The sequence below is a fragment of the Rothia dentocariosa ATCC 17931 genome (assembly GCF_000164695.2).
In the GTDB taxonomy this organism is placed as follows: domain Bacteria; phylum Actinomycetota; class Actinomycetes; order Actinomycetales; family Micrococcaceae; genus Rothia; species Rothia dentocariosa.
In genome coordinates, this window is the sequence record NC_014643.1 from 507,128 (window position 1) to 518,859 (window position 11,732).

General features: G+C 58.3%; 12 protein-coding genes. 4 read left to right on the plus strand and 8 right to left on the minus strand.

Annotated features, from left to right (window positions below):
* The first annotated feature begins 74 nt into the window (after positions 1-74).
* Positions 75-2,027, plus strand: coding sequence for a bifunctional 3'-5' exonuclease/DNA polymerase (locus HMPREF0733_RS02215; RefSeq protein WP_013397760.1), 1,953 nt, complete (start codon positions 75-77; stop codon positions 2,025-2,027).
* Between the two features lie 65 nt (positions 2,028-2,092).
* Here the strand turns inward: HMPREF0733_RS02215 and HMPREF0733_RS02220 are convergent, their stop codons facing one another.
* Both HMPREF0733_RS02220 and nth read right to left on the minus strand, forming a co-directional pair.
* On the minus strand, positions 2,093-2,860 hold the full coding sequence (locus HMPREF0733_RS02220) for an NUDIX hydrolase (RefSeq protein ID WP_013397761.1): 768 nt from the start codon (positions 2,858-2,860) through the stop codon (positions 2,093-2,095).
* A complete protein-coding gene (nth, locus tag HMPREF0733_RS02225) occupies positions 2,853-3,779 on the minus strand; it encodes an endonuclease III (protein WP_013397762.1) in 927 nt (308 codons plus the stop codon). The genes HMPREF0733_RS02220 and nth overlap by 8 nt, the downstream gene beginning before the upstream one ends.
* A 111-nt stretch (positions 3,780-3,890) precedes the next feature.
* Here nth and aroQ point away from each other — a divergent pair, with 111 nt between their 5' ends.
* Together aroQ and HMPREF0733_RS02235 are read left to right on the plus strand one after the other, a co-directional pair.
* Positions 3,891-4,334: a type II 3-dehydroquinate dehydratase gene (aroQ, locus tag HMPREF0733_RS02230; RefSeq protein WP_004005487.1), complete on the plus strand. Its 444-nt coding sequence runs from the start codon at positions 3,891-3,893 to the stop codon at positions 4,332-4,334.
* Positions 4,335-4,467: 133 nt separating this feature from the next.
* Positions 4,468-5,220, plus strand: a complete 753-nt coding sequence (locus HMPREF0733_RS02235) for an SDR family oxidoreductase (protein WP_013397763.1) — start codon at positions 4,468-4,470, stop codon at positions 5,218-5,220.
* Between the two features lie 193 nt (positions 5,221-5,413).
* Here HMPREF0733_RS02235 and HMPREF0733_RS02240 read toward each other — a convergent pair whose 3' ends face one another.
* Positions 5,414-6,607: a MarP family serine protease gene (locus tag HMPREF0733_RS02240; protein WP_004005488.1), complete on the minus strand. Its 1,194-nt coding sequence runs from the start codon at positions 6,605-6,607 to the stop codon at positions 5,414-5,416.
* A gap of 371 nt (positions 6,608-6,978) precedes the next feature.
* On the opposite strand from HMPREF0733_RS02240, the gene HMPREF0733_RS02245 reads away from it, so the two are divergent.
* Positions 6,979-7,656: a Crp/Fnr family transcriptional regulator gene (locus HMPREF0733_RS02245; protein WP_004005489.1), complete on the plus strand. Its 678-nt coding sequence runs from the start codon at positions 6,979-6,981 to the stop codon at positions 7,654-7,656.
* 429 nt (positions 7,657-8,085) lie between these two features.
* On the opposite strand, the gene HMPREF0733_RS02250 is transcribed toward HMPREF0733_RS02245, so the two are convergent.
* From HMPREF0733_RS02250 to HMPREF0733_RS02270, 5 genes are all read right to left on the minus strand, one after another.
* Positions 8,086-8,721 carry an NAD(P)-dependent oxidoreductase gene (locus HMPREF0733_RS02250; RefSeq protein ID WP_013397764.1) on the minus strand — a complete coding sequence of 212 codons (636 nt, stop codon included), beginning with the start codon at positions 8,719-8,721 and terminating at the stop codon, positions 8,086-8,088.
* 15 nt (positions 8,722-8,736) lie between these two features.
* Positions 8,737-9,735, minus strand: a complete 999-nt coding sequence (locus HMPREF0733_RS02255) for an NADP-dependent oxidoreductase (RefSeq protein ID WP_013397765.1) — start codon at positions 9,733-9,735, stop codon at positions 8,737-8,739.
* A gap of 83 nt (positions 9,736-9,818) precedes the next feature.
* Positions 9,819-10,880: an NUDIX hydrolase gene (locus HMPREF0733_RS02260; RefSeq protein WP_013397766.1), complete on the minus strand. Its 1,062-nt coding sequence runs from the start codon at positions 10,878-10,880 to the stop codon at positions 9,819-9,821.
* Between the two features lie 13 nt (positions 10,881-10,893).
* Positions 10,894-11,376 carry a RidA family protein gene (locus HMPREF0733_RS02265; protein WP_013397767.1) on the minus strand — a complete coding sequence of 161 codons (483 nt, stop codon included), beginning with the start codon at positions 11,374-11,376 and terminating at the stop codon, positions 10,894-10,896.
* Positions 11,377-11,505: 129 nt separating this feature from the next.
* A complete protein-coding gene (locus HMPREF0733_RS02270; RefSeq protein WP_004005495.1) occupies positions 11,506-11,712 on the minus strand; it encodes a DUF4177 domain-containing protein in 207 nt (68 codons plus the stop codon).
* Between the last annotated feature and the right edge of the window lie 20 nt (positions 11,713-11,732).

Sequence of the window (11,732 nt, forward strand, 5' to 3'; positions counted from 1 at the left end):
GAATTCGCCCCGACATGCAGGTTCATGCCTAACCGTCTTCGCATATTCGGGGTTCTCTCACCGATAATAGGAGTGTGTACATTCTCGTTGTTCCCCTCGATGCGCCCGCCAGCGGTTCGGTCATTCCGCTGGATGCGCATCCCGCGCGTGCCCACACGGGCACGGGAACATCGGGGCTGGGTTCCCCTTCCTCCCCCGCTTTTTGGGGAGTTTTTCACGTCGAATCTCTTGCCCCGGCGCAGCTGTCCGGGCCTCATACGAAACTCAATATTCTGCGTGCCGACCGCGTGAGTACCGGGAATCTGCCCGCCTATGTGCGCGAAGTCGAACGCCGCTCTGACCCGCGTATTAACCCCGAGTCGAAGCAACCGCACGCACGCTGGATATGGGCTGACACCCGCACGATTGCGCCTATTCTGCTGCGCAAAGGGGTGCGGGTTCAGCTATGCCACGATATGCGCCTGGTACAGCGAATTCTGCGCACCGCGAGCACTCACCCGAGCGGGCATGTTCGTTATGACCCCGTTCTCGACCTGGCGCAGGATACTGTCGAAAAACCTGCGGGTAAGCTGCCCGTCGCACGCCAAATTGCTGGTCAGGGCGAGCTTTTCGGGGACGACTTTTTGACGGCGGCGGAAGAAAATACTGTATCTGGTCATGAGGCGGCGCCCCCAACACTGACATCGGCAGATACCGAGCTGGTGCACCAGCATCTCGACGAATTTACCGCGCAGCTGCGGGCGATCGCCACCGGTGCGCATCCCGAAAGGCTGCGGTTATTGGCGGCGGCGGAATCGGCAGGATCCCTGGTCGCGGCAGAAATCGAATACTACGGAATTCCCTTTGACACCGCCGCGCATGATGCCCATTTGACTGAGATTTTGGGCCCGCGCCCGCCTGAAGGCGAGCATCCCGCCAAGCTGATGGAGCTTGCCGAGCAGATTCGCGCCGACCTTTTCGCGCCCCATCTGAACCCGGATTCCCCGCAGGAACTTTTACGCGCGCTTCACGCCGCCGGGGTGAACGTACCCAGTACCCGCTCCTATGTGCTCAAGGGCTGGGCTGAGGAGACTGCCACGCAGCGGGAACGGCGGTGGGCGCTCATCGAGCCCATCCTCAGGTACAAGAAGCTGTACCGCATCTTTACGGCGAACGGGTGGTCTTGGGCGGATTCCTGGGTGCGCAACGGTCGTTTTCGCCCGCATCTTGAAGTTGGAGGCGCCGCGACCGGGCGGTGGGGCGCATCCGGTGGCGGGGCTCTGCAGCTTCCCGCCGAGATCCGTTCGGCAATTCTAGCTCCCGAAGGCGAGGTTTTTCTCGTTTCTGACGGTTCGCAGATTGAGCCGCGCATCCTGGCGGCGCTCAGCCACGACGAGGCGCTGGCATCGGCGGGCCGCGGCACCGATATGTATGCGGGAATCGCCGAACTCGCCCGGCTTGAGGGCGTGGCGCTCACCGAACGCGCACAGGCTAAGGTGGGGCTTCTCGCCATTATGTACGGCGGGCGCAGCGGAGAGATTGGGGCGCTGCTGCCGCATGTTGCCAAGCTTTTTCCGCGTGCGATGGAGTTTACGGAACGTGCGGCGCGCATCGGCGAGGTCGGCGGGCAGGTCACCACCTTTTTGGGGCGTACCTCACCCGCGCCAGACGAACGTTTCAAACGGACGGTCGCAGACCGTTCTACCCCGGCGGCGGAGTCGCGCGCTGTCTCCCTTTCTCGCTCTTACGGGCGTATGACCCGCAATTTTGTGGTGCAGGGAACGGCTGCGGAATGGGCGCTGTGCTGGATGGGCAGGGTGCGTTCGCGTCTGCTGACCGAGACGGTTTTCGGCATGCCTATGCGCACCAAAATTGTCTATTTTCTGCACGATGAGCTGCTGCTGTGCGGCCCCAAGCTTGAGGCGGAGCGTGTCGAGAGGATTCTGCGGGAGTCTGCTGCAGAGGCGGCGCGCCTGCTTTTCGGGACGGTGCCGGTGGAATTCCCGGTCTCAGTGACGGTCACAACCAACTATGCCGAAGGTAAATAGGTCCACGCCGCCTACGCTCGTTTCTCTTCCCTCCCGCGAGCCTTTAGACACCCGCCAACGGCTGCTTACCCAGATACGGGCGCAGGTTTAAGTACCGAAGCATCCCACGGTACTGTCCAGGTGAGCGCATCAAAAATCTTATCGAGCACGATCGCAGTGAATCCCCACACGGTGAACTCGACCCGCGCATCACCGCCAGAGTGCACGACCTCAAACGCCGGGGTTTTATGGGTTATGCGCCCGCGCTTCACATATGCCGTATGCCGGTTGGCGGGGTTGAGCAAATCTCGCACAGGCACCCGCGCAATCAGGGCAGACTCGTTCGTATCGACCACGCCAACCCGCGTGGGTGAAGCCCACCACCCCAGCACCGGGGTCACCCTGAAATCGCTCACGGCAAGCGGCAGGGTCGGCAGCTCCCCCAGAATTTCAACACCCGCAGGGTCAAGCCCGGTCTCTTCCACGGCCTCGCGCAGGGCGGCGATGCGCCCTACCGGAACTCCCTGCTGGCGCGCCAGTTCGTAATCCTCGGGGTCGATTTTGCCGCCCGGGAATGCAGGCTGCCCGGCGTGTGAGCGCAGAGTATCCGCCCGCACCAAAAGCAGAACGTCCAGGTTCTCTCCCACGCAGTCCGGGCATCCGTCAAAGTCTGCGGATGCGCTCGGTTCATCATCGAGTACTCCGAAGAGAACGAGCACTGCCGCCTCTTTGGAGAGGGTACTGGTGGGTGCGTACCGCATGAGGGATTCTATCTTGAAATCGAGTTTTCCTGCGGCAAGGTTCGCGAGTGCATCGCGGGCTTGTTCGGCGGCGGTGTTCAGGGTGTTAGGCACTCAGCGGGTATCCTTCGGCGTGCAGTTGGCGGCGTGTGGCACCGGTGAGGAAGCGCAGGTGCAGGCGTTCACGACCGGGTGCCATTTCATATTTCATGAGTTTACGCGCTTTGGTTTCGTCCGTCTCGCCTTCACCCCAGGATGGGCACAGGTCGGCGATGGGGCAGACTCCGCTGGCGGGTTTGCGGGCGTGGCAGATACGCCGCCCGTGGTAGACCATGCGGTGTGAGAAGTCGGTCCATTCGCGCGGTTCGATAAGCTCGGCAACGTCGTGTTCGACTTTGACGGGATCGTCTTCGGTGGTGAATCCCATGCGCCGCGCGAGCCTGCCGAAATGGGTATCGACGGTCAGCCCGGGTACCCCGAAAGCGTTACCGAGTACCACGTTTGCGGTTTTGCGCCCGACTCCTGCCAGTTTCACCAGTTTATCGAGTGTTCCGGGCACTTCTCCGTCGTAGTCGTCGGTGAGCTGGCGGGCGAGTTTGACGATAGATTTCGCTTTGGCGCGGTAGAACCCGAGGGATTGAATATAGGGTTCGACTTCTTCTTCGGTGGCGGCGGCGAGGGCGGGCGCATCCGGGTAGCGGGCGAAGAGCGCCGGGGTTACCTGATTGACGCGCACATCGGTGGTTTGCGCCGAGAGCACCGTGGCGATCAGCAGTTCAAAGGCGTTCGTGAAGTCGAGTTCAGCCACGGCGTAGGGGTAAGTTTCGCCCAGGATGCGGTTGATTTTGCGGGCTCGGCGCACGGTGGCAAGGTGGCTTTCGGGGGCTTTGGCGAGTGCTTTCGCGCGGCGGCGTGCCGCTTGTGCCGCCTCAAACTCGGGCACGGTGCGGATGCTTAGCAGTTCACGTTCTTCTTCGGTGAGCTGTAGCTCTGGGGCTGTGTCGGTGGTGCTTTTCGGTGCGGATGCGCTCATAGCGCGAGCCTACCGTTTTTTGTCTGCTTTTCCCAGCTAGGGGTACCGAAGTTCGCCGTTACCGCACAGTTTCTGCCGCTTTTGAGCGGGTAAATATGCCACACTAGGGGTATGTCTGCAACGATTTTTGTTCTGAACGGCCCTAATCTGAATCTGCTGGGGCAGCGTCGCCCCGAGGTGTACGGGTACACAACCCTGCACGATATTGAACTGATGGTGCGCGAGCGCGCCGCCCTGCACGGCTTCGATATTGAGTTTATGCAGTCCAATCATGAGGGTGTGTTGGTGGATGAGATTCAGCGTGCACGCACCCGTGGCGCGGCGATTATTATCAACCCGGCGGCGTACACGCACACGTCGGTGGCGCTTCACGATGCGCTGGAGGCTGCCGAGCTGCCCGTCGTCGAGGTTCACCTCTCGAATGTGCACCGACGCGAGGAGTTTAGGCATCATTCGTATGTGTCCCCGCAGGCAACAGCGGTGATCGCCGGGGCAGGCGCCTACGGGTACGTGATGGCGGTAGATTTCTTGGCGCAGCATCTAGAGTCGGAGTAGATTTCTGCGTTAATTGAAGCACCCAGATGGGTTACGTTCTGTTCTAGGGGTAGCTACGATTAACCAACCCGCATTTTTCGATTCCACAGCGGGAAGGTGTACCCACCCCTGAAAGACTTCTTAAGGAGGACACATGAAGATCGCTCTTGTAGGTGCCACCGGAACAGCTGGTCGCGCCACCGCTCACGCCGCCCAGCAAGCAGGTCACGAGGTCATTGCTCTCTCTCGTGCCACAGGCATCGATCTGCATACCGGAGAAGGACTAGCTGAGGCTCTGAACGGCACCCAGGTGGTCATTGACACGTCCAATGCTTTTCCTGCAGACCCCGCGGCCAGCCTGGTTGATACTTTTTCAGACGTTACCAAAACCCTGGAGAAAGCCTGCCAGCATGCTGGGGTACAGCATCTGGTTCACCTTTCCATCTGCAATATTGACCACCCCGCATTTGACGATTTTGACTACTATCTCGCCAAGCGAGCGCAGGAGAAGGTTTTAGAGGACAGTTCCCTTCCGCACTCCATCGTCCGTTCTGCGCAGTGGATGGAGTTTGCTCTTAACCCTGCAGCCGTCACACAGACCGAGACCAACGTGAAGGTTCAAAACTGGCTGATTCAACCCATCGCTGTGGAGACTGTGGCAAAGGTACTCGTTCAAACTGCGACCGAAAGCCCGCGCAACCGGCAGATCGCTGGACCCGAGCAAATCTGGCTTCCAGAACTGACCCAAACCTACCTGCACGCCATAGGTGATCGTCGAGAAGTCAGCGTTGTAGATCCTGTCTTAGATGCGCTCGCTGAGGGTGTTCTGCTTGCCCCCAAGAATGCAGAGTTACTTGGGCCCACGGTCGCTCAGTGGGCGGAGGATCAGACACCCACAAACAGGTGACGTATTGGCACAGCATCTAGAGTCGGAGTAGAACCGAAAAGGTTCGTCGTAGAGCCTCAGCGTCGAGCGGTGAGGCGGGCACACAAAGGTGCCTCACGCATCCAATGGTAAGGATACGTGAGGCACCTTATATCTTGGTTGTCATCGCACGGTTACCCAGCGATAACATCATGCGTTTATCGTGTTACAGCAATTAGTTCTTGCAGGTTCCGGTCGCCACGGAAGCGGTGTTGCTGCCGCCAGCCTCAAGCGCCTGCTTCAGAGTAGATGCGGTTATCGCATAACCGGTCTGCCCCGTGCTGCTTTCACCGTCAGGAGCTTTACCGAAGACCACACCCACAACGTTACCGTTCTCGTCAAGAACAGGACCGCCGGAGTTACCGTGCTGCACATCTGCGGCAAGCTGGTAGACCTGGCGCATCGGGTTAGGCTTACCGGTCTCTACGTCAATGGTCTGGGTATTGCCCACACCCTGCACGGTCGCAGGGAGCGCCTTGAACGGTCCACCCTGGGGGTAACCCATGAAGGTTACGGTCTCGCCAGGATTAGCGTTCCTGCCGATCGGCAGCGGATCCAGGTTCATCCCGGGCACGCGGATAAAGGCAAGATCCTGGGCGGTATCCATATAGACCACCTCGCCCTGCCAGGTGCGCCCGCGCTGATCCCTCACCATAGGCGAGTTCACGCCCGAAAGCACGTGTGCGTTCGTTGCGATAAGCCCATGATCCACCACGAACCCGGAACCGGTTGAAGTGTATCCGCACTGTTCGGCGGCGCCAAGAATCTGCACAACAGAGGCAGATGCGTTATTGAGCGCCTCCGTCTCTACGCCCTGGGTTGGTGCGCTAGTTTCTGGGGCAATCAGCTGGCGCACCTCGGGAATAGTGCCGGATGCGAGCACATCATTACGAATATTTTCGATACCGTTGCGCAGACCATCCGGGGTGTTCTCGACCATCCATGAGAGGGTCTTTGAGTTGTTCAACGCGGCGTTGAACTGCGGCAGGGGTACGGTGCGCATCGTGAGCGTCAAAACCACGAGCACAAGCGCGCAGGCGGCAACATTGAGCACGCCGCCAAAGAAACGTTCCACGCCTTTAAGCGGGGTTATATCTGTGACGCGGCGCAGGCTGCGGCCTCCAATGAGTCCCAACCACTGCCCCAGCGTTAGGCAGAGAATCAGGATACCGATAGCGGTAATCAGCCCCCATTTAGATCCCACAGCCGCAACGGCAAGCGGGATGAGCCACGCGGCGGCGCATACGCCTAGAGCAAGACCAATAAAGGTGCCTAGCGTGGTGAAGAAGCCACTGCGCAGACCGGCGATGAAATAAAGCACGAGAATGACAGGAATAATAATGTCAAGGGGGCTAAAAGTTGCTGACATGAGCGTCCTCCTTGGTGAATACATAAAATGCGGTGAATCCGCACGGCGCGTCCGGAAGGCACGCCTGAGCATGAGAGAAGTCGAAGAGTTCGTGCGCTGCTCAACGCCCTCTCACACTGTACATGCTGATGCTAGAGTGCGAAGCTGTGAATTTCTTAAGTTTTCCCCGTAAGCGCAGAAAACTTTTCCTCCTGGATGTTGTTTTTTAGATGCGGAAATAAAAAATATGAGGTACGCTCAGTATTAGTATTAGTTGAATATGTCACACACCAGCGATGCGGTTCACATCGTATCCGTCTCGCAGATGCGACCGTGTGACGCACAGATTTTCGAGCGAAAGAATCGCCCGCTATCCCACTCAAGGAGTAACTATGGATCTCGATATCCTTCGTCGTTCCCCGCTTTTCGCGACTCTCGATGACGCCGCGTTCAAGCTGCTTACAGACGATATCCAAGAAATTGATTTGTCCCGCAACGCCGTGCTCTTCTACGAGGGCGATCAGGGCGACCAGCTCTTTGCTGTGCTCTCCGGCAAGGTCAAGCTCGGGCGCACCGCCGCAGATGGGCGCGAAAACATGGTTGCACTCATGGGACCCGGTGACGTCTTCGGCGAGATGGCGCTCTTCGACCCCTCCCCCCGCTCCACCAACGCCGTAGCGGTCTCCGAAACACGCCTGGCCGCTATTAAGCACGAATCCTTCAAACGTGCACAGCGACAGGACCCCAGCATCTCCGACCAGGTTATCAAGACCCTAGCACGCCGCCTGCGCCATTCCAACGAAGCGCTGGCAGACCTCGTCTTCTCCGACGTCCCCGGTCGCCTCGCCAAGGCTCTCCTCGACCTTGCAGACCGCTTCGGGCGCCCCGCAACCGACGGCATCCTCGTTGCCCACGAACTCACCCAGGAAGAGCTGGCACAGCTTGTCGGTGCATCCCGCGAGACCGTTAATAAGGCACTGGCAGAGTTCGTTTCCCGCGGTTGGATTCGCCTAGAGGCTCGCGCAGTCGTGATTCTCGATTTGCCGCGACTGCGCCAACGCTCGCGCTAAGCTCTCTGACAGCGCACAAAGTCTTTACAGAAAACCGCATCCGATACATCGTGTTATTCAACGATTTCGGATGCGGTTTTTGCGTGCTCTGCCTTTGCACCATAGTTTTCTTTAGCAGAAACGGGCTGCACGCGCAGGACTCACCCCCCGGTGTATTAGTTTGGTGAGGTACGCATCATTCGCTTGACAGGGAACCCGTCTCGCCTGGAGGCGATCCACCCTGAATCGCTTACGATGCGTCCTCATCAAGCACGAACCTCCGTGCCTCGGTAGGGTGTCCGCAGCGAGCGCCTAAGGCTGTCTCATAGGATGAAGCGAAGCGCAATCCGGTGAGACTGGTCGCCTTGTAAAGCGAGTGCGGAACATCCTACGAAGGCAAAGGTTCTTAGGACTTCATGCGTGCCCAGACGGTTCTTCGCGAGGTATCTCTTAATTAGCAACATAGACGTGCTGCCGGTTCAGGTCCTCACGTTCGGCAATATCGAGCAACGCAGTAGCCATATCCGCCGGGGTAATCATCCAGCCGCGTCGAAGCGGCTTGTGGGCATCTAATCGATAGGAACCTTTAGCTTTCATCGGCTGAATGCGAGGGGCACGCACCGCCGTCCACTGCGCGGTACTTTCCCACAACACCACATCCATACGCCGCATATCATCGTAGGTTGCACCCAAAAAGTGTTGTAGCAGCGGCAATACCACCCATAGCTTGAAGAGCCCTTGATGAGCCCAATGTTCGGCGACCTCCGAAGAGATCACAACCAAACGTGATACCCCGTGCTCCTGCATAGCGTCCAGAAGATTCTTTGTCCCGGCAGAGTAAAGGGTTGTCGGCGTTTTCGAGGTGCCAATCCCCACGGTACTAATGACCGCATCTACGCCTTGAAGCCAGGGTTTGAGGACCTGAGCATCAAGAATATCTACAGCGCCTGTAGTTAGGTTCGGGTGTTCAAGCTGAAGGTTCTGCGGGTTTCGGGCAAGTGCAACTACCTCATGACCACGCGCAAGCGCCTGTTCCACGACCAAATGACCCACGTTTCCGGTAGCACCAGATACTAAAATTTTCATAGTTTTCGACTTTTGTTAGGGAATAGTGACCACAAGTTTACCGCGCACATGCCCCGTGCCCAGTTCCTTATAGCCGTCACGGATGGATTCAAGCTTGAACGGGTACACATGCGCTAAGGTCACGTCAATATCTCCCGATGCCACCAGATCGGCGACTTCTTTCAGGTCACCGGGTTGCGCATGCCGCGCCCCCGTAAACTGCGCGCCTTTTATCATCGCCTTCGGTGTAGGAATCAGCGTGCCCATCGCGGACCCTTTCAGTCCGAGCTCTGCCCCTAACGGAATGTAGTCACCACCGTAGCAGTCAAGCATTTTCGTAACTGGGGTCGGTGCTGCCTTGAGAATACGTTCTTTCAAACCGTCACCGTATGCAACCGGAATAGCCCCTAGAGAGCGCACAAACTCCGCGTTTTTCTCCGATGCGATACCGATAACTGTTGCTCCCCGATGCACCGCAAGCTGAACCGCCACGGCTCCCACACCGCCGGATGCGGCACTGATAACCAGCACGTCCTCGGGTTTCAGATCGATTGCACGGAACGCCCCGCATGCGCTCTCCCCGGCGACACCCAAGGCTGCGGCAACCTCAAAGTTCAGGTTCTCAGGTTTCGCAACAATATTCTGGGCAGAAGTCACCAGTTTCTCAGCCAGTGAGCCTTTCGTCACGCCGGAGCCGGGAGTGCTGCGCAGGGTTCCCAGTACCGTATCGCCCACAGCAACATTGTTCACACCGGGGCCGAGGGCATCTATCACACCAGAGAAGTCACGCCCCACACCCTTCGGAAAACGTGCGGGACCGCGGCCAAACCACCAGGACGGGTGACGCAAACGGTTGCTCGTCTCTGCGACACGAAGCGGCTTATACCCCTCAAAAGTTTTCAGATCTATGGGGTTCAGTCCAACCGCTTTGACCGTCACACGGACTTCACCTTCGCCCGGTGTAGGCTCGTCTGACTCAACCATTTCTAGGACGCTGGGATCGCCGTAGGCGTTGTACTGAATTTTGCGAATCATGAGATTTTCCTTTCGCTGTGACTATCTGCCTACAACAAAGGCCGGATTCTCCACACAATGCGGAAAATCCGACCTTCCAAGTCTTATGAGGTGGCAACAGAGGCCGACTTGAGTGGACCGACTGTGCCAAGCGTTCCTGTTTTAGATGACACCGGCACAACTTCAGTAAACGAAAGCATACACGCGCCGTCATTCTTCACGAGCACGGGCTTCTTCACCTCAACAGTACGACGCTTTGCCAGCCACGATACCCCGGTTTCTGAGGCGGCGAGCGACTCAAGCATGCACATCACGGCGGGAGTCACCAGTTCCTCAAGGGTCTTACCCACCGTATTCGGCTGCCCGATACGGTCCCCCAGTTCCGAGGTATCCCTACTCTCCATGAGCGTGCGCACATTCACCCAACTGCCCCACACACCCTTGCCTTCCAGCAGCTTGGCGTTCTGCCCCACAGGAACAACCGTGGTGAAATAGGCGATATCGTAGCGTTTATGGAAGAAGTCTGGCGACTGCCAGCGCGATACCGGGCGCAACAGGTCTGTACGCAGTTTCAGCCCGCTTGAGGTTAGGAACTGCCCGAAGCTCTTGTCTTGATCGGCGATTGCCTCACGCTGACTCATCTGTTCTTCACCCGCGCCGCTCTCGGCGACGTTCTGCCCGTCCTCACCGGCAAGAAGCAGACCGGTCTCTTCAAAGGACTCGCGAATAGCAGCTATCACGGTGCGGCGCGCGCAGGTTACGTTTTTGAATTTGAACTTGGCAGACCATTCGTCGGGGGTCGGACCATACCAGGGGGTTGCGTCGTCGTCGCCGGGGGTCACGGTACCGCCCGGAAAAGCGACAACGCCCAAGGGTGAGGACCCCGGACGGTAGGTCAGAATGGTTTCAAGACCGTCTTCGCCGTCACGCACAAAGATGACTGACGCTGCTTGGCGGAGCGAGCATGCCCCAGCATCCTCACCGCCCTCGGATGCCCAGGTTTCGGCGGCGGTGCGCATAAACTCCGGGATTTTATAAAGACGCTGAATCTGCTCGGTACGTGCGGCAGGTGCAGAAGACCGCCCGGTAAAGATGCGCGGCTTCCGTTCTTCACCAACCACCGGAACTACTCCGGTGTACAGCTTCTGAGAAGGTGTCGTAGTCATGATCCTGAGAATATTAGACGTACTCGACGATGATTTCAACCTCAACGGGAGAGTCCAGCGGAAGCACCGGAACACCGACCGCCGAGCGGGCATGCGTACCAGCCTCACCAAAGATCTCACCTAACAGCTCAGAGGCGCCGTTGATCACGCCGGGCTGACCGGTAAATTCCGGGTCAGATGCCACGAACCCCACAACTTTCACGACCTTCTTCACCCGGTCAAGGTCGCCGATAACGGACTTCACAGCGGCAAGCGCATTCAGCACTGCAATGGCGGCGTACTTCTTGGCGTCCTGAGGGGTCACGAATGTTGAGTCACCCGAATCCGAGACTTTACCGGTGGCGGGCAGCTGACCGCTGACGAACGGAAGCTGCCCGGAGGTATACACATAGTTTCCGCTCACCACGGCGGGTACATAGGCGGCGACAGGGGCTGCGACTTCGGGAAGTTGGTAGCCGAGTTCACGAATGCTCAGTTCGTAACGGGATTCAGTCATGGGGTTCTCCAGGGATGTGGTTGGTGGCACGTGCGCCGCATATATGTAGTGTTGTGTAGAAGCATATCGCAAAAGGGACGCTAAACCCGGCAACCGGAGGATTCAGGTTACCGGGCGTGGTGCAAGGGTTTAGCCTTCGACTTTCTCGCGTTTGAGGTAGGCAATGGGGTTACCCTGGGTGGGTGCCACCATGTTGCCTGCGGGGTTCGGTCCGCTGGGTGCGGGTGCGCCAGGCAGAACCGCAACGAGTTCCCACCCTTCCTCACCGTAGTTATCAAGGATTGCCTTGGTGGTGTGCACGATCAACGGCACAGTCAAATATTCCCATTTCTTCATAGCTCTAGGGTAGTCCTGTT

Excerpts from the sequence above, each read along its gene's own strand:
- HMPREF0733_RS02235 (WP_013397763.1), top strand. The coding sequence starts at position 4,468 with ATGAAGATCGCTCTTGTAGGTGCCACCGGAACAGCTGGTCGCGCCACC.
- HMPREF0733_RS02250 (WP_013397764.1), bottom strand. The coding sequence starts at position 8,721 with ATGAAAATTTTAGTATCTGGTGCTACCGGAAACGTGGGTCATTTGGTC.
- HMPREF0733_RS02255 (WP_013397765.1), bottom strand. The coding sequence starts at position 9,735 with ATGATTCGCAAAATTCAGTACAACGCCTACGGCGATCCCAGCGTCCTA.
- aroQ (WP_004005487.1), top strand. The coding sequence starts at position 3,891 with ATGTCTGCAACGATTTTTGTTCTGAACGGCCCTAATCTGAATCTGCTG.
- HMPREF0733_RS02245 (WP_004005489.1), top strand. The coding sequence starts at position 6,979 with ATGGATCTCGATATCCTTCGTCGTTCCCCGCTTTTCGCGACTCTCGAT.
- nth (WP_013397762.1), bottom strand. The coding sequence starts at position 3,779 with ATGAGCGCATCCGCACCGAAAAGCACCACCGACACAGCCCCAGAGCTA.
- HMPREF0733_RS02240 (WP_004005488.1), bottom strand. The coding sequence starts at position 6,607 with ATGTCAGCAACTTTTAGCCCCCTTGACATTATTATTCCTGTCATTCTC.
- HMPREF0733_RS02270 (WP_004005495.1), bottom strand. The coding sequence starts at position 11,712 with ATGAAGAAATGGGAATATTTGACTGTGCCGTTGATCGTGCACACCACC.
- HMPREF0733_RS02260 (WP_013397766.1), bottom strand. The coding sequence starts at position 10,880 with ATGACTACGACACCTTCTCAGAAGCTGTACACCGGAGTAGTTCCGGTG.
- HMPREF0733_RS02265 (WP_013397767.1), bottom strand. The coding sequence starts at position 11,376 with ATGACTGAATCCCGTTACGAACTGAGCATTCGTGAACTCGGCTACCAA.